This is a genomic window from Luteimonas cucumeris (assembly GCF_007830035.1).
Classification (GTDB): domain Bacteria; phylum Pseudomonadota; class Gammaproteobacteria; order Xanthomonadales; family Xanthomonadaceae; genus Luteimonas_C; species Luteimonas_C cucumeris.
The window spans coordinates 84,940-102,709 of the sequence record NZ_VLKN01000006.1 but is presented as its reverse complement, the minus strand read 5'-3'; the positions used below and the strand labels follow the sequence as shown (position 1 = coordinate 102,709).

Genomic DNA, 17,770 nt, shown 5'->3' with positions numbered 1-17,770 from the left:
GGATCTGCCTGAAACCCGCCCGGCCTACAATTGCGCCATGACCACCCTCTTCATCTCCGACCTGCACCTGGACCCGGCACGCCCCGGCATCACGCAACTGTTCGGCGAATTCATCGACGGCGAGGCACGCCGGGCCGAGGCGCTGTACATCCTCGGCGACCTGTTCGAGGCCTGGGTCGGCGACGATGATCCCTCCGAAACCGGCGCCTATGTCGCCGGCAAACTCAGGACACTCGCCGACAACGGCGTACCGGTGGGTTTCATCCGCGGCAATCGCGATTTCCTGGTCGGAGACGATTACGCGCGTCGCGCCGGCCTGGCGATCCTGCCCGACCCCGCCGTCGTCATGCTGTACGGCAAGCCGGTGCTGCTGATGCACGGCGACCTGCTGTGCACTGACGATGTCGCCTACCAGCAGTTCCGCGCGCAGACACGCAATCCGGCGTGGCAGGCGCAGTTCCTGGCGCAGCCGCTGGCCGCAAGACTGGCGTTCGCACAGCAGGCGCGCGCCGCCAGCCTTGCGCGCCAGGGCGAATTGCGCGATGCGGGGACAATGGAAGCCATCACCGACGTGTCGCCGACCAGCGTGTCCGAAACCTTCGCGCGCTATGGCATCGACACGCTGGTGCACGGCCATACGCATCGTCCTGCGATGCATGAACTGGCGGTGGATGCGAGGCACTGTCGCCGCATCGTGCTGGGCGACTGGTACGAACAGGGGTCGGTACTGCGCGTCGACGCCGAAGGCCTGCAACTGGAATCGCTGTCGCACCCGTGATGTAACGACCAGCCTAAATTTCGCCATACCGGCCAGCTCCCGCTATCGCCGGGCAGCATCGCAGCATCGCAGTACCCGCTAGAATCACCGCAGGGGAAGGGGACGCAGATGAGCGAACGCTATCTGCAGGCCAAGGCCATCGCCATTGCTGCGATGGGACGGCCTGTCGACGAACGCCAGGATTACATTGCCGGCCGGTGCGCCAGCGATGCGCTGCTGCAGCACGCCGTGCTCCTGCAGATGCAGGCGATCGCCTCCTCGGACGAAGCACTGACTTCCAAACTGCGGACCACGCCGGGTTGGACGACCACCCCGGCGAGCTCGTCCGATCTGCCCGAAGGTGCGCAGGTCACGGCCGCGACACCGGGCGACTACCGCATCGTGCTGGGCATCGGCGAAGGCGGCATGGGCAAGGTCTACCTCGCCGAACGCGTCGACGGCGACAGCCGCCAGATGGTCGCGCTGAAACTGCTCAAGGCCACGGACGAAAGACGCCAGTCCCTGATCCAGCGCATGGCGGCGGAGCGTCGCATCCTGGCCGCATTGAACCATCCCAATATCGCGCACCTGGTCGATGGCGGCGTCACCGTCGATGGCCGTCCCTTTCTTGCACTGGAATACGTCGACGGGCTGCGCATCGACCACTGGTGCCGCGATCGCGACCTGCCGCTTCGCGCACGCATCGAACTGTTCCTGAAAGTGTGCGCGGCGGTGGAACATGCGCACCAGCACCTGGTGATCCATCGCGATCTGAAACCCGCCAACATCCTGGTCGCCGCCGATGGCGAGCCCAAGCTGCTGGATTTCGGTATCGCGCGCCTGCTCGACGACGCGAGCACGGCAGGATCGACGCACACCGCCCACCACCCGCTGACCCTGGCCTATGCCAGCCCAGAGCAGATCGAAGGCCAGCCGCTGACCACCGCGGCCGACATCTGGGCGTTGGGCGTAGTGTTGTACGAACTGGTCTGCGGGCAGCGTCCATTCCAGCAACTCGAAGGACATCGGCTGGGCAGCGCCATCGTCACGCATGAGGTCGGCCCGCCCAGCAGGCACAAGCGGGAGTCGGCACGTCAGGCATCGGACGTTGCGCCTGCCAGGACGCTGCGCATTCCTGCCGACATCGATGCGATCGTGTTGAAGATGCTGCGTCGCGATCCCGCGCAGCGCTACGTATCGGTAGGCGACGTGGCCGAAGACCTGCGCCGCTTCCTGCAGTCGCGGCCTGTGCTGGCGCGACGCGGCCATGCGCTGTATCGGCTGCGACGTTACTGCTGGCGGCACCGCTGGGGTCTCGGTATGGCTGGCGTGGCGGCCGCGCTGGTCGCCGGCTTCATGCTGGATCGCGAGCAACAACTGCAGCGCGTGGAAAGCGAACGCAACAAGGCACAGGCCTTGGCCAGCTTCATGAGCGACCTGTTCGCCAACGCCGATCCCGCGCAGGCACGCGGCGAACAGGTCACCGTGCGTGAAGTGCTGGATCGCGGCGCCAGGGACCTGAAAGCACGCAGCAACATCGACCCGGCAACACGCGCCGACCTGATGCACGCGATGGGCGACGCCTACCTCGGCCTGCAGTTGAACAGGCAATCGCTGTCGCTGCTGAAGGTCGCGCTGCGTGACATGGAAACCGGCGGAGCGACCGTGGCGGATCGCGCGCGCGTGTTGCGCAGCATTTCCAGCAACTACAGCCAGCTTGGCGAGAATGCGCAAGCCATTGCGGCCAGCCAGCGGGGACAGGCGCTGCTGCAACAGGATCGCGACGCGAATTTCACCTTGTGGTCGGAGCTGCGGCTGAACGAGATCCTCGATCACGGCCTGCTGGGCGACACCACGCCACAGGCGATGATCCAATCCCTGACCTCGCTGATCCGGGAACTGCAGGCTCGCAACGACCCGACCCACGGTCCGTCACTGGTCTCGGCGCAGCAAGCCCTGGCCAACGCCTACCAGCGCCTCGGCGATATCGACGCGGCGATCGCAGCCCAGGACCAGGCGCAGCAACTGGCGGAAAAGCACCTCGCCCATGCTCCCGAGCAACGGTTGCCAGTGCGGCTCGCGCACGCCGGATTCATGGTGGAACGCGACCCCGCGCAGGGCGTGAAACTGCTGGAGGCCCTGGACCGCGATTACGTGCGCCTGATCGGCGAGTCCACGCCATTGCGCGCGGTGCTTCTGAACCAGATGTCCGTCGGGCTCAGCAAGCTGAAGCGCAACAAGGAATCGCTGGATGCGATCACCCGCGCAACCGGAATAGCGCGTCGTTCGGCGGGCGAGGACAACCGGCTTTATCTTCAGCTCGGGGTGACGCTGGCCCAGGGCCTGATCCGCGACGAGCGTTATGCGGAAGCCGGATCCGTACTGCGTGGCGTACTTCCCGGATTGAAGGCCCGCTCCGGCCCGGGCGTCAACGCCGTCAACTACGCCTACGCCCTCGGCACGATGGGTCGGCTGCAGGTGCTGCAAAAAGATGCCGCCGCGGCGATCTCAACCCTGCGCCTGGCTGAGGAAGTGATCGGCGATCTCGCAGGCGAATACCTGGTCGTCTACAACAACATCATCCAGGCCCGCGTCCGCGCCCACCTCGCGCTGGCGCAACTGGCCCTGGCGCAGCGGGATATCGATCGTTACCAGCAGCTGGTCGACAGTCGGCGCGAGCCGGCGGATTCGCCATGGCGCAAGAGCCTGGAAAAACTACGCGCTGAACTCGCCGAGGCCGGCAAGACGGTTCCGCGCGCCTGATCGTCGCGGGCCCAGCCGCTGGACGGGTTCAATCCGCGAGTTGCCGCAACGCAGCCAGTTCTTCCGCGCTGAATCCGGCCGCACTGCGCGCATCGACATTGAACGGCGAGCGCAGCACGCTGCGCGCGTACTGCGCCAGCAACTCGCGGAAACGCGGTTCCGGATCGACGCCATCGCGCGCGCAGAACCAGCGGAACCAGTGCGAGCCTGCGGCAACGTGCGCGACTTCCTCGCGCAGGATGACTTCCAGTATCTCGACCGTGGCGTCATCGCCCAGTGCGCGCAGCTTGACGATCATGCCCGGCGTCACATCCAGTCCGCGCGCTTCCAGCACGCGCGGCACCAGCGCCATCCGCGCCAGGCCATCGTGCGCGGTCTTCTCGGCCATTTCCCACAGTCCGTTGTGGGCGTCGAAGTCGCCATAGTCGTGGCCGAATTGCCGAAGGCGTTCGCGCAGCATGACGAAATGCCGCGCTTCGTCGTTGGCCACGCCCACCCAGTCGGCGTAGTACGCGTCCGGCATGTCGCGAAAACGGTAGACCGCGTCCCAGGCCAAGTCGATCGCGTTGAACTCGATATGGGCGATCGCATGGATGAAGGCAGCGCGGCCTTCGTCGCTGCCCAACCCGCGCTTGGGCAGGTCGCGAGGATGTACGAGCGCGGGTTTCGGCGGCCGGCCGGGCATGCTTATCGGATCCGGCGGAGGGAAATCCCTTGGAATCGAGAATTCGCCGCCCGCGAAAGAGGCTGCCGCAGCGAAGGTCGCTGCGACCTTGCTTTCGCTTGTCGCCGAATCAAGGCACGCGCGTGCAGCCTCAAAGACAGACGCCACACCCCTACTCCGTCATCCCAGCGAAAGCTGGGATCCATTTTGATCTTGGCTTGATCAAGTGCGATGTCGCTGGATGACCAGACTTCGGCTGTTGTAAAGCGCTTCCCGCCTTCGCGAGGATGACGGCTAAAAGCAAATGGGTCCCAGCTTTCGCTGGGATGACGGACAAGGGAATTACGAAGCCACGCGCCGCTTTTTCTTCGCCTCGTCCGAACGCAGCTGCTGGATGCGCTCGAAATACCCCGGCTCGATGCCGGTCACGTACTCGCCGTTGAAGCAGGAACTGTCGAACTTGCGGCCCGGGAACTTCGGACCGGCGACCGCGGTTTCCAGGTCGCCGAGGTCCTGGTAGATCAGCCAGTCGCAGCCGAGCAACTGCTCGATCTCCTCCTCGCTGCGGTCATGCGCCACCAATTCCTCGCTCGACGGCATGTCGATGCCATAGATATTGGGATAGCGCACCGGCGGCGCGGCCGAGGCCAGGTAGACCTTGCGTGCGCCGGCCTCGCGCGCCATCTGCACGATCTGCTTCGAAGTGGTGCCGCGCACGATCGAGTCGTCGACCAGCAGCACCACGCGGTTGCGGAATTCCAGCGGGATCGGATTGAGCTTGCGCTTGACCGATTTCACCCGCTCGCCCTGCCCCGGCATGATGAAGGTGCGGCCGACATAGCGGTTCTTGATGAAGCCCTCGCGGTATTTCACGCCCAGCACGTTGGCGATTTCCAGCGCGGCGTCGCGCGAGGTATCCGGGATCGGGATCACCACGTCGATGTCGTGGTCGGGACGCAGGCGCAGGATCTTCTCGCCCAGGGCCACGCCCATGCGCATGCGCGCCTTGTGCACGGAAATCTCGTCGATCATCGAGTCCGGGCGTGCGAAATAGACGTACTCGAAGATGCATGGCGTGTGCTGCGGCTCGTCGGCGCAGCCACGCGTATGCAGCTCTCCGCGCGCGGTGATGACCACGCCCTCGCCCGGGGCGACGTCGCGCATGCGTTCGAAGCCAAGGATGTCCAGCGCCACCGATTCCGAGGCGACCGCGTATTCGATGCCGGCATCGGTGTCGCGCTTGCCCAGCACCAGCGGCCGGATGCCGTGTGGATCGCGGAACGCGACCAGGCCCAGCCCCAGCACCGTCGCCACCACCGCATAGCCGCCCTTGGCGCGCCGGTTGACGCCCTGGATGGCCTTGAACACGGATTCCGGCGTCAACGCCTTCTGCGTGTCCAGTTCGTGCGCGAACACGTTCAGCAGCACTTCCGAATCGGACTCGGTGTTGACGTTGCGGCGGTCCTGCTCGAACACCTCGCGCCGCAACGCATCGGTATTGACCAGGTTGCCGTTGTGCGCGAGCGCGATGCCGTAGGGCGAATTGACGTAGAACGGCTGCGCTTCGTCGAGGCCTTCGCTGCCAGCGGTCGGATAGCGGCAATGGGCGATGCCGACGCGGCCTTCGAGCACGCTCATCGCCTTGCTGTTGAACACGTCGCGCACCAGGCCGTTGCCTTTGTGCACGCGCAGGTGCGAGCCGTCCGCAGTGGCGATGCCGGCCGCGTCCTGGCCGCGGTGCTGGAGAACGGTCAGCCCGTCGTAAAGCGCAGCGGCGACTTCACTGGTTCCGACGATACCGACGATACCGCACATGATGTTCTACTCCGCGGCGACGACGCCGCTGCTGTTGCAGGGGTTTACGGATGCGGACGGACGATGCCGTCGACCCCGGTCTTGGCTTTCACTTGCGATTTCAGCCGCTCGGCATCGCTGCGGCTGACCACTGGCCCGACGCGCACGCGCGAAAGTACGCCCTTGTCGGTACGCGCCTGTTCGATGAAGGCGCTGAAACCCGCAGCGCGCAGGCGATCGCGCAGCGCATTGGCGTCGGCGGTCTTGCTGAACGCGCCCAGTTGCACCGCAAAACCGGTTCCGCTGGCGGCCGGGGCCGGCGTGCTGGACGTCGGGGCGCTGGTCGACGATGGCGCGGCCGGCTTCGCGGTCTGCGTGGCTACCGGCGCAACGGGTCTGCTCGACGCTTCGGCATCCAGCACCACCACGCTGCCGCGCAGGTCGCTGCGCAGCTGCTGCGTACGCAGGCGCGCGGCCTCGGCATCGGCGCGCGTGGCGTAGGGACCGATGCGGACGCGATAGCCGCTGCGACCATTGACGGTTGCCGGTTCGCTGTAAGCGGGCAGTTGCGATTGCTGCAGCGCGCGCACCACGCCCTGGGCGTTGCTGGCGCTGTTGAAGCTGCCAAGATTGACTGCGTAATCGCCACCGGCGGCCGGTGCGGGCAAGGCCACGCTGGTCGGAGCCGGAACGACTTCCGCCGGCAACGCGGCCGGCGCGGAAACACCGTCTTCGCCCAGTGCGATTGGCTGGCTCACCGGCGCAGTGACCGCAGGTGCAACGGCGCCCGGCGTCGCGGCCGGATGCGCGAGATCGGCGGCATCGGGGTTCGCGGCGGCCGGAGTGGTCGCATCCAGACCGACTGCACCGCCTTCCGGTGCGGTGCCCGGCGTCACCAGTGGCAGTTCACGTGTTTCGTACTGGCCTGCGGGTGCGTCGGGCATTCGCAACGGCACGTCCGCGACACCGCTGTCGGGCGCAGGTCCCTGGATCAGCATCGGCAGAAAAATCACTGACAGCGCGACCAGGATTACCGCGCCCCACAGGCGCTGTTTCAGGGCAGGTTCCATCGGAGCTCGCAAGGAACGGCGGATTGCCGCGCGAATTATAGCGCGCGGGTGGGCCACCGAATTAACGGTTGCGGCGGCGCGGCCACTGTCGCGAAGCCACTGTCGCCCGCTTGCAATGGGGCCAAGCTGCGCGATTGCAAGCCGTCTGATGTCGCCATTGCGCAGGGCGCCAGCTTGGCGGAAGGGGACCGATCAGCGCTGCAATGCGAGCAGTGCCGCCGCTGCCGTGTGGAAGGAACCGAACACGAGGATGCGATCGCCGGGGTGTGCCTGCGCCAGCGCCGCCGCCAACGCCCCCGGGACGCTGGCATGTCGCGCGCCATTGCCCGCCGCGGTAGCCTGCAGACGTTGCGCGAACGCGTCGACTTCCAGGCCACGCGGACTGACATCATCCAGGCCGGCCAGGAACCAGGTGTCGATGCTCCCGGCCAGCTCGGCGACTACACCCGCCAGGTCCTTGTCGCCAAGCCCGGCGAACACGGCGCAAGTGCGTCCGACCTGCAAGGTGCGCAGCCATGCCGCGAGCTCGCGCGCCGCCTGCGGGTTGTGCGCGACATCCACCACCACCTGCACGCCGCCACGCTCGAACATCTGCAGCCGGCCGGCAATCCGCGCCGCGGCGACGCCTTCAGCATGGGCTTGGGCAGGAATAGGCCGGTCGAGTGCGCGCAAGGCGGCGATCGCCGTCGCTGCATTGCGCAATTGCGCGGGCGCGGCCAGTTGCGGCATCGGCAGCGTGATTTCGAAACCGATTTCGCGCCAGCGCCAGTCAACGTCGTCGAGGCGTTCGAAGAAGAAATCGCTGCCGGCGCGCACCGCGGAAGCGCCGATCGCGTAGGCATGACGCAGCACGCTGGCCGGCGGATCGTCCTCGCCCAGCACCAGCGGTTTCCAGGCACGGGCGATGCCGGCCTTCTCGAATCCGATCCTGTCGCGGTCGTCGCCGAGATAATCCTGGTGATCCAGGTCGACGGTGGTGATGACCGCGACGTCGGCATCGACCAGGTTGGTGGCATCGAGCCGTCCGCCGAGGCCGACCTCGAGGACGACCAGGTCGAGCCCGCTGCGTTCGAACAGCCACAGCGCGGCGAGCGTGCCGTATTCGAAGTAGGTCAGCGAAACATCCCGATCGCCTTGGGCGTGCCGATGGACACGCGCGGCTTCCACCGCCTCGAAGGCCTGGACCAGCGCTGCATCATCGGCATCGGAGCCGTCGATCCGTACGCGTTCGTTGTAGCGCAGCAAGTGTGGCGATGTGTAGGCGCCGACCTTCCAGCCCGCCGCGCGCGCGATCGCCTCGATGAAAGCGACCGTGGATCCCTTGCCATTGGTGCCGCCGACGATGATGACCTGTTCCGCCGGCTTGCCGAGCCCCATTCGCCCGGCGACCTCGCGCACGCGCTCCAACCCCATGTCGATGGACCGGGGATGCTGGCGCTCGATATAGGCCAGCCAGTCGTTCAGGGTCGAGGGCATCGGCAAGGTGTGCGGAGGGACAGGAAAAGCATGCGGCGTCTGTCGTGGTTTGTCATCCCGACAAAGGCAGCGCGCTTGCTATGCATACGCTTTCCGTATCACAGCGCCCGATGCACCGCCTCGCCGAACAACGGCGTGTGGTGCGCGCAGTCGTTGAGCCGTACGACGTCCAGACGATCCATGGACGGGCCTTCCAGCAGGTTCAATGTCGTCGGTGCCTGGCGGAAGGACCACAGCCGCGCCATCGGCATGCCGAGGACGTGACAGAGGATGACGCGATTGACCGCATCGTGCGCGACCACCAGCAGGGTGTCGTCAGCGCCCAGGCCGTGGCTGGCGATCGCCAGTGCGGGCCAGGCACGGTCGAACACATGCTGCAGCGATTCGCCTTCCGGCATCAGCACTTCGTGCGGCGTGTCGCGCCAGGCCTGCAGGCGGGCGCCGTCGCGCTCGCGGATTTCGCTGGCGAGCAGGCCTTCCCAGGCGCCGTGCGCGATCTCCATCAGGCCCGGATCGGTGCCGAGCATCGCCGCGCGCGATTCGCCCAGCGCGAGTTCCGCGGTGCGACGCGCACGCGCCAGCGGCGAGGCGACGGCACGATCGATCCGCACCTCGCGCAGGCGCTCGCCCAATGCACGTGCCTGCGCTTCGCCCACGGACGAAAGCGCGATGTCTTCCTGCCCCTGGTAGCGGCCTTCTGCGTTCCAGGGAGTTTCGCCGTGGCGGGCGAGGATGATTTTCATGGATCAAGGATTCCTCAAGAATCGTCGTCCCAGCGTAAGCTGGGACCCATCTCGACGTTGATTTTGCAGACCAGTAGCAAGATCAAAATGGGTTCCAGCTTTCGCTGGAATGACGATTGGAAAAAATTACAGCGACTCCAGTGCCAGCACGCCGGGAATCCCGCGCACCGCGACCAGTTGCGAATCAGGCACTTGGCGATCGACCGTGATCGCCGCCAGCGCCTCGCCATCGCCCTTGGCGCCCAGCGAAAAATTGACGATGTTGACGCCGGCCGCGCCCAGGTGGGAGCCGACCAGACCGATCATGCCGGGCCTGTCCTCGTTGCGCATCAACAGCAGGTGCGCCTGCGGATCGAAATCGATCTCGACGCCGTCGAAACGCACCACGCGCGGACCGCGATGCAGCGTGGCCTCGATCTCGCGGGCATCGCCGGCCTCACCTTCCACCCGCAGCTTCAGCAGGCGATCGAAACCATCGCCGTCGCCGCCCACCGTCTCGGCCACCACCAATCCGCGTGCGGCGGCTTCCTGCAGGGCATTTACCGGCGTGACGCGGCTGGACGCGGTGCCGAGCAGCGACGCCACCAGCAGGCGCGTCAGCGGCCGTGGATCCAGCGCTTCGCTGCGTCCGGCATAGGTGATGTGCAACCGCGTCGGCGCGGGCACCAGTTGCGAGGCCAGCTTGCCCAGTGAGGACATCAGCGGCATCCACGGCCCGACTTCGCGCGCCGCTTCCGCGGTTAGCGGCGGCAGGTTGACGCAGCCGGCGACTGCGCCGGTGGCAGTGAAGTCGATGATCTGCCGCGCCAGGATCGTGCTGACCGCCTGCTGCGCCTCGCTGGTCGATGCGCCCAGGTGCGGCGTCAGGATCAGCTTGGGATGCCCGCGCAATGGCGAATCCTTCTGCAGCGGTTCGGTGGCGAAGGTGTCGAGCGCGGCGCCGGCCAGATGGCCTTCATCGAGCAGGCGCAGCAGCGCGTCCTCGTCGACCAGTCCGCCGCGCGCGGCGTTGATGACGTACGCTCCCTTCTTCATCGCACGCAGGTTCTGCTCGGACAGCAGGTTGGTGGTTTCCTTGGTGCGCGGGATGTGCAGCGTGACGATGTCGGCCTTGGCGAGCAGTTCGTCGAGCGGCTTCAGCGGCACACTGCCCTTGCCGGCGGCGGATGCCGGCAGAAACGGATCGTACGCGGCGACGTCCATGCCGATGCCCTGCGCCTTGCGCGCTACGGTGCTGCCGATGCGGCCCAGGCCGATCACGCCCAGCTTCTTGCCTTCCAGTTCGAAACCGGTGAGGCCGGCCTTCGGCCATTCACCAGCCTTCATGCCCGCATCGGCGCGCGGGATATGCCGGGCCAGCGCGAACAGCAGCGAGATCGCGTGCTCGGCCGCGGCCAGCGTGTTGCCGTCGGGTGCGTTCATCACCGCGATGCCCTTGGCGGTGGCGGCGTCGACATCGATGGTATCGACACCGGCGCCGGCGCGGCCGATCACCTTGAGCTGCTTCGCCGACTCAATGGCCTCGGCAGTGACCTGGGTGGCCGAGCGCACCAGCAGCGCGTCGACGCCCTGCAGCGCCTTGGCGAGCCTGGCGGGGTCCTTGATCGGTTCGGAAATCTCGACGGACCAGCCGGCCTCGCGGAACAGGGCCAGGCCATCTTCATGGATACCGTCGCAAGCCAGCACTTTCATCGTCGACTCCTGTGGGGAAAGGTTCCCGCGGAGCCACGCAGCCGGCACAACGTAAAGACGCGATCTGCAAAAAACAGCCGTCGATGGGACGACGGGTCACTTACGGGTCGGGAGACGGGGCCGGCTGGCATGGGAATCCGCGACCGGGCCAGCGTAACAGACCGTTGCGGTCGCGCAAGGGGTACTGGCTGCGACGACTGGTCTGGGCGACGATGACGCCTCCCCAATCCACGGAGCCGTCACCATGGGCCAGCAGGTCAAGGGCGAATTCGACGTCAAGCGCAGCATGGAACCTGCCTGCGACATGGGCGACGGCGTGGAGGTCGGGCATTTCCGCTTCGACAAGCGCTTCCACGGCGACCTCGACGCGGTCGGCGTCGTGCACATGCTGGCGGCGATGACACCGGTCGAGAACTCCGCGGCCTATGTCGCCATCGAACGCATCAGCGGCACCCTGCAGGGTCGCACGGGCACGTTCTTCACACAGCACAACGGCATCATGGATCGCGGCGCACCGACACTGTCGCTGAGCGTGGTGCCGGACTCGGGCACGGGAGAACTCGCGGGACTGTCGGGACGCATGGCCATCGACATCGTCGACGGCAAGCACTTCTACACCTTCGATTACAGCTTCCGCACGGAAGACTGAAACGCCGCGCAAAAAAAACGGCGGGAATTCCCGCCGTTTTCGTTCATCGCAATGTCTATCTTCGCGAAACCCGTTTACTTGGACGCGACGTTCAGTTCTTTCAGCAGCTGTGGTGCCGGGAACGCTTCCTGCATGATCCAGCGCATGTAGCGCTGGTCGACCGAGATCATCCGCGTCATCACCGGATCGAACACCCAGTTCGAGCTCACCGATTCCCAGTTGCCATCGAATGCCAGGCCAACCAGCTTGCCGCGCGCATCGAGCACCGGCGAACCGGAGTTGCCGCCGGTGATGTCCAGGTCGGACAGGAAGTTCACCGGCACCGTGCCCAGGCGCTTGTCGGCCAGGCCGCCGTAACGCTTGGCGGCGATGGCGTCGAGCAGCGGCTTGGGCGCATCGAAGGGTTCCTTGCCGGTGGCCTTGGCCGCCACTTCCTCGAGACGGGTGAACGGCTGCTGCTTGCTGCCGTCGATCTTGGTGTACGGCTTGACGTTGCCGAAGGTGATGCGCAGCGACGAGTTGGCATCCGGGTAGACGAATTCGCCCTTGCTCTTCTTGTAGTCCGCCACTGCCTGCAGGTACACCGGGCGCGCCGCCAGCATCTCGCCGGTGCGGGTCTTGCGCTCTTCTTCCTGCTTCAGCAGCGTCGGCGTCATCGCCACCGCCAGCTGGATCGCCGGATCCTTGCTGGTCTCGAACGCCTTGCGGTCCGCCTTGAACCACTTCATGCGCTCGCTGGTGTTGCCGAGCTTGCTTTTGCCAAGTCGGGCGACCGCCTTGTCGACGGCCCTGGCATCGTCGTCGCCCAGCCATTTGTCGAGCGTTTCGACGCGCTGCGCCTGTGGCAAGGCGACGTACTCGTTGAGCCAGTAACGCTGCAGTTCGCCATCCATCGCCGGATGGTAGCGGCGCTCCATCTGCTTCAGGCTGCCCTCGATCGAGGCCATGTCGCGCTGCTGGTAACCGGATTCGCGTTCGGCGTCCGGCTTGGCGCGTTCCAGCGCCAGGCGATACAGCATGGTCGCCGTACCAACCACGCCGGTATTGGAAAACTGGCCGAAGGTGAGGTCGCGTTCGCGCGTGGCCTTGGCGTCGTCGCTGATCGCCACCAGCTGCGCATGCGCGTCGAGCGCCGGCTTGCCCTTGTCGCCCTGCTTGCGCAGCCAATCCAGCACTGCGGTTTCCCCGCTGTGCTTGGTGGCTGCTGCATTGGTGCGCTTGAAGCCGTCGAGCTGGCCGTCGTAGTTCTTGAGCACGTTCTCCCATCCGCGCACGGTGCTGGCGTATTTGACCTCGATTTCCGGATTCTTCCTGCCTTCCGCTTCGACCAGCGCGACCAGCTTCTTGAAATGCCGGCTGATGGTCGGATAGGTCCAGTTGGCCGTGTTGTCGAAATCGTTGGCCAGTTCATAGCGGCTGGTCCGACCCGGATAACCGGCGACCATCACGAAGTCGTCCGCCTCCAGCGGCTTGTCGGCGAGCTTCAGCCAGTGGCGCGGCTTGAACGGCACGTTGTCGGCCGAATATGGCGCCGGCTTGCCATCCTTGCCGACGTAGGCGCGGTAGAACGAAAAATCGCCGGTATGGCGCGGCCACATCCAGTTGTCGATCTCGCCACCGTAGTTGCCGATGCTGCCCGGCGGCGCATAGACCAGGCGAACGTCCTTGATCTCGATGTTGCGGAACAGGCGATAGGTGTTGCCGCCGGAAAAGCTGTACAGACGGCAGCGGTATCCGCCACCGGCCTCGCATTGCGCGACCAGGTTCTTGTCGATGGTTTCCAGCGCCTGGGTACGGCCGAGCGCATCGGGCGCGGCAGCGATCGCCGCTTTCACTTCGGCGGTCACGTCCTTGATCGAATCCAGCACGAAGACGCGCGCGTTCGGTCCGGCGCTGAGTTCATCGGCGCGCGTGACGGCATTGAAGCCGTCTGTCATCAGGTTCTTTTCAGGGGTCGAGTTGAGCTGGATCGCACCATAGGCACAGTGGTGGTTGGTGACCACCAGTCCTTCGGGCGAAACGAAGCTGGCAGTGCAGCCGCCGAGCGACACCACCGCACCCATCGGATCGCCGGTCAGGTCCGCGAGTTGCCGGGCATCGAGCTTGAGCCCGGCCTTTTTCAGCGGACCCGCGATCTCCGGCAACTGCTGCGGTACCCACATGCCCTCACCCGCCTGCGCCGTGCCGGCCAGACCGATCCCGGCGCCCAGCGCCCCCGTCACCATGGCCGCAGCCAACACCGTGTAACGCATGCGACAACTCCTCGCGATAGTCAGCCGAGGAGTCTAGCCCGGGCTGCGGGGGGCGGGACATGACTAAAGTCAGGGATGAGCGTGACTTAGAACTACCCGGCTTCGGTCCTTGGTTCAGGTCGGCCCTGACGTGGCGCTTTGGATTTTGGATACGCCTCCGAGACGCGATGCAGCTCAGAGACCCGGAGGGCGGCGCACATGGATGTGCGCCGTTTTCCGACCGAGCCAGGATGGCGAGTCGGAAAATCTACGAGGACTATTAAGACGCAACGCGAGCCCTGATCGGGGAAGGGCCTTCTCTTTGGTTACTTTCTTGGCCCATCAAGAGAAAGTGACCCGCACGCGCAGCGGGCGGAAGCTTGGCAGTTTGCAGCAATAAGCAGCGGACCAAGCCTCGCTCTATAAACAAGCAAAGTCACTGGATCCCCGCCTTCCGGGGGATGACGGCCAAGAGCAACACATTCGCTCGCCCCGTCTACTACTCCATATCAAGTGCGGGGCAACCTCATCGTGCATCCTCTCCCGCAGGCGGGAGAGAGAAACCATCATCATTCCGCCGGAAGATTCATTTCCTTGAGCAGATGCGGCGCCGGATACACCTTCGCCAGCAGCCAGCGCAGATAACGCATGTCGACATGGATCGCGCGCTTGTAGCGCGGATCGAACATCCAGCTGGCGCTGACTGCTTCCCAGTTGCTGTCGAAGTTCAGGCCGATCAGCCGACCCCGCGCATCCAGCACCGGCGAGCCGGAGTTGCCGCCGGTGGTATCGAGGTTGGTCAGAAAATTGACCGTCTGCGTCTTCAGCTGCGGATCGGCAGTGCTGCCGAAATCGCCGTTGGCGATCGCATCGCGCAACGCCTTGGGCGCGTCGAACGGCTCCTTGCCGGTGTGTTTCTCTACGATGCCCTGCACCGTCGTCAGCGGCACGTAACGCACGCCGTCGCGCGGGGTCATCCCGGTCACGTTGCCGTAGCTCACGCGCAGCGTCGAATTGGCATCCGGATACACGGCGCGACCCTGCGACTGGCGATAGCCGATCAACGCACGCATGTACGACGGCCGCAAGCGAAGCAGTTCGCCATCGCGCGTCTTGTCGACCGTCTCCTCGCGCAACACCGCCGGCATCAGCGTCGCTGCGGCCTGCATGAGAGGATCGTCCGAAGCCTTCACTTCCTCCGGCCCGGCCTTGAGCAGGCGCAGGCGCTCGGCTTCGGTGCCCAGCTTGCTGGCCGCGTACAACTTGTCCAATGCTGCCCTGGCCTGCGTTTCGTCACTGCCGAACACCGCGTCGACCTCGGCGATGCGCTGCGTAGCCGGCAAGGCGCGGTACTGCCGCAGCAGTTCGGCCAGCAGTGCTTTCTCGACCGCTGGATCGTAACGACGCTGCACCTGCTTCAGTGATGCCTCGATCAAGGCCTCGTCGCGCTGCTGGTAGCCGGATTCACGCTGCGGATCGGGCTTGCCGCGTTCCATCGCCAGCCGCTGCAGGCGCAGTGCATTGCCCAGCAACTGCGTCTGCGAGCGCATCACGGCGAACAGCTGGTCGCGTTCGCGGGTGGCGCTGGCCTGGTCGAGCACCGCCTGCACCGCCTTGATGTCGGCCTGCGTCGCCGCGGCATCGCCCTGCTTTGCAAGCCAGGCCAGCATCGAGGCTTCATCCTCGCCGCGCACGCGGATCGCATCGCTGCGGCGCAATCCATCGAGCTCGCCCTGCGCGCGCTTCAGGCCGTTCTTGAGCCCGGCGACCTGCGCCGCATACAGCACCTTGGCGTCGGCATTGCCGGCGGTGGCCTTGTCGATCGTCTTGAGCAGGTTGTCGTACAAGGCCACGCGCGACGGCAGCTGCCATTCGATCTGCTGCTTGAATTCGGACGCCATGCGATGGCGATAGGTGGTGCCGGGATAACCGGCGAGCATCGCGAAATCGCCGTCGGCGACCGGATCGGTCGAAACCTCGAGGTAAGCCGGCGGCTGGTACGGCACGTTGTCCTTCGAATACGCGGCCGGCTTGCCGTCCTTGCCGACATAGGCGCGATAGAACGAGAAGTCGCCGGTGTGTCGTGGCCACATGAAGTTGTCAATCTCGTCGCCGTAGTTGCCGATCGATTCCGGCGGTGCATACGCCAGGCGCACATCCTTGATCTCGAGCTGGCGGATCAGATAGAAATCGGTGCCGTAGTACATGTTGGCGACGCGGCAACGATAGCCGGCTTCCTGTTCGCATTCGGCCACGGCCGCCTTGCTCGCCGTGTCAATGGCGTCGTAGTAGGCACGACCAGTCTTGCCGCGCGCGTCGGCGAGAATGCGCTCGGTGATCCGGTCGAAGCCAGTGGTCACCAGCACGCGCGCGCTGGGCCCGGCGGAAGGTTCCTGGTCGCGCGTGGCGGCGATGAAGCCGTCCTTCATCAGGTTCTTTTCGGGCGTCGAGTTGAGCTGGATCGCGCCATAGGCGCAGTGATGGTTGGTGACCACCAGACCTTCGGGCGAGACGAAGCTGGCGGTGCATCCACCCAGCGACACCACCGCACTCATCGGCGGCTGGGTCAGGTCGGCGAGGTCGGCGGGATCGCCCTGGAAACCGGCGGCCTTGAGCTGCGCGGCGACGTCGGGCAGTTGCGAGGGCATCCACATGCCTTCGTCGGCACTGGCCGCGGCAGGCAGCAGGGCGGCGGCAACCGCGATCGCCAACATTCGAAAGGACACGGGCAACTCCTGGGTGAAAACGAAACCCGAACATTAGTCACAGCACTGCCACGCAGGCAACTGCCGAGGGTCATGACGGCATCGGCGAAGGCCGCGGACGGTACAATTGCAGCCATCCGCCGTCACTTCCACAAGGCACCGAAATGTCGCAGACCTCCCCGTTTCCGCAGACCATGAAGGCGCTGGTGAAGCGCGAAGCCAGCAAGGGCATCTGGCTGGAAGAGGTAGCGGTGCCGTCGCCCGGCGCCAACGAAGTGCTGATCAAGCTCGAGAAGACCGCGATCTGCGGCACCGACCTGCACATCTACCTGTGGGACGAGTGGAGTCAGCGCACGATCAAGCCCGGACTGGTGATCGGCCACGAATTCGTCGGCCGCATCGTCGAGATGGGCCCGGGCGTCGGCGGCTATGCACTGGGTCAGCGCGTGTCGGCGGAAGGTCACATCGTCTGCGGCCACTGCCGCAACTGCCGCGCCGGCAAGCAGCATCTGTGCCCGAACACTGTCGGTATCGGCGTCAACCGCAATGGCGCCTTCGCCGAGTACATCGTGATGCCCGCCAGCAACCTGTGGCCGATTCCCGACCAGATCCCGAGCGAGCTGGCCGCGTTCTTCGATCCGTACGGCAACGCCGCGCACTGCGCGCTCGAATTCGACGTGGTCGGCGAGGACGTGCTGATCACCGGCGCCGGCCCGATCGGGGTGATGGCCGCGGGCATCTGCAAGCACATCGGCGCGCGCAACGTGGTGGTCACCGACGTCAACGATTACCGCCTCAAGCTCGCCGCCGACATGGGCGCGACGCGCGTAGTCAACGTCAGCAACACCTCGCTCAAGGACGTGATGGCCGACCTGCACATGGAAGGCTTCGACGTCGGCCTGGAAATGAGCGGCAATCCGCGCGCGTTCAACGACATGCTCGACTGCATGTACCACGGCGGCAAGGTCGCCCTGCTCGGCCTGCTGCCCAAGGGCGCGGGCGTCGACTGGGACCGCATCATCTTCAAGGGCCTCACCCTGCACGGCATCTACGGCCGCCGCATGTACGAGACCTGGTACAAGATGACGCAGCTGGTGCTGTCCGGCTTTCCGCTTGGCAAGGTGCTCAGCCACCAGCTGCCGATCGATGAGTTCCAGAAGGGTTTCGACCTGATGGAATCGGGCAAGTCCGGCAAGGTCGTGCTGAGCTGGAATTGATGCAAGCGG

At 65.6% G+C, this 17,770-nt stretch carries 12 protein-coding genes; 4 read left to right on the top strand and 8 right to left on the bottom strand.

All coding sequences use genetic code 11. From position 1 onward, the window contains the following. The first annotated feature begins 37 nt into the window (after positions 1-37). On the top strand, positions 38-778 hold the full coding sequence (gene lpxH, locus IP90_RS12930; protein WP_144900070.1) for a UDP-2,3-diacylglucosamine diphosphatase: 741 nt from the start codon (positions 38-40) through the stop codon (positions 776-778). A 108-nt stretch (positions 779-886) separates the two neighbouring features. Then, positions 887-3,520 carry a serine/threonine-protein kinase gene (locus tag IP90_RS12925; protein ID WP_144900069.1) on the top strand — a complete coding sequence of 878 codons (2,634 nt, stop codon included), beginning with the start codon at positions 887-889 and terminating at the stop codon, positions 3,518-3,520. Positions 3,521-3,548: 28 nt separating this feature from the next. Here IP90_RS12925 and IP90_RS12920 read toward each other — a convergent pair whose 3' ends face one another. From IP90_RS12920 to serA, 6 genes are all read right to left on the bottom strand, one after another. Next, positions 3,549-4,352: a ferritin-like domain-containing protein gene (locus tag IP90_RS12920; RefSeq protein WP_144900068.1), complete on the bottom strand. Its 804-nt coding sequence runs from the start codon at positions 4,350-4,352 to the stop codon at positions 3,549-3,551. Between the two features lie 174 nt (positions 4,353-4,526). Then, positions 4,527-5,999 (bottom strand): amidophosphoribosyltransferase, encoded by a 1,473-nt coding sequence (purF, locus tag IP90_RS12915; protein ID WP_144900067.1) that lies wholly within the window; start codon positions 5,997-5,999, stop codon positions 4,527-4,529. 44 nt (positions 6,000-6,043) lie between these two features. After that, positions 6,044-7,048, bottom strand: coding sequence for an SPOR domain-containing protein (locus IP90_RS12910; protein ID WP_144900066.1), 1,005 nt, complete (start codon positions 7,046-7,048; stop codon positions 6,044-6,046). 192 nt (positions 7,049-7,240) lie between these two features. Then, complete coding sequence (gene folC / locus IP90_RS12905; RefSeq protein ID WP_144900065.1) at positions 7,241-8,524, bottom strand: bifunctional tetrahydrofolate synthase/dihydrofolate synthase; 1,284 nt, start codon at positions 8,522-8,524, stop codon at positions 7,241-7,243. A 98-nt stretch (positions 8,525-8,622) separates the two neighbouring features. Further along, positions 8,623-9,267, bottom strand: a complete 645-nt coding sequence (locus IP90_RS12900) for a histidine phosphatase family protein (protein WP_144900064.1) — start codon at positions 9,265-9,267, stop codon at positions 8,623-8,625. 126 nt (positions 9,268-9,393) lie between these two features. After that, positions 9,394-10,959 (bottom strand): phosphoglycerate dehydrogenase, encoded by a 1,566-nt coding sequence (serA, locus tag IP90_RS12895; RefSeq protein WP_144900063.1) that lies wholly within the window; start codon positions 10,957-10,959, stop codon positions 9,394-9,396. Positions 10,960-11,203: 244 nt separating this feature from the next. Between serA and IP90_RS12890 the strand changes: the two genes are divergently transcribed. Then, positions 11,204-11,608 carry a DUF3224 domain-containing protein gene (locus IP90_RS12890; RefSeq protein ID WP_144900062.1) on the top strand — a complete coding sequence of 135 codons (405 nt, stop codon included), beginning with the start codon at positions 11,204-11,206 and terminating at the stop codon, positions 11,606-11,608. Between the two features lie 74 nt (positions 11,609-11,682). On the opposite strand, the gene IP90_RS12885 is transcribed toward IP90_RS12890, so the two are convergent. Both IP90_RS12885 and IP90_RS12880 read right to left on the bottom strand, forming a co-directional pair. Then, a complete protein-coding gene (locus IP90_RS12885) occupies positions 11,683-13,860 on the bottom strand; it encodes a S46 family peptidase (RefSeq protein ID WP_144900061.1) in 2,178 nt (725 codons plus the stop codon). A gap of 548 nt (positions 13,861-14,408) precedes the next feature. After that, the gene (locus IP90_RS12880) at positions 14,409-16,553 is read right to left on the bottom strand and encodes a S46 family peptidase (protein ID WP_242007604.1); all 2,145 of its coding nucleotides are present in this window, start codon (positions 16,551-16,553) and stop codon (positions 14,409-14,411) included. 185 nt (positions 16,554-16,738) lie between these two features. Here IP90_RS12880 and tdh point away from each other — a divergent pair, with 185 nt between their 5' ends. Then, positions 16,739-17,761, top strand: coding sequence for an L-threonine 3-dehydrogenase (tdh, locus tag IP90_RS12875; protein ID WP_144900227.1), 1,023 nt, complete (start codon positions 16,739-16,741; stop codon positions 17,759-17,761). Positions 17,762-17,770 lie beyond the last annotated feature (9 nt).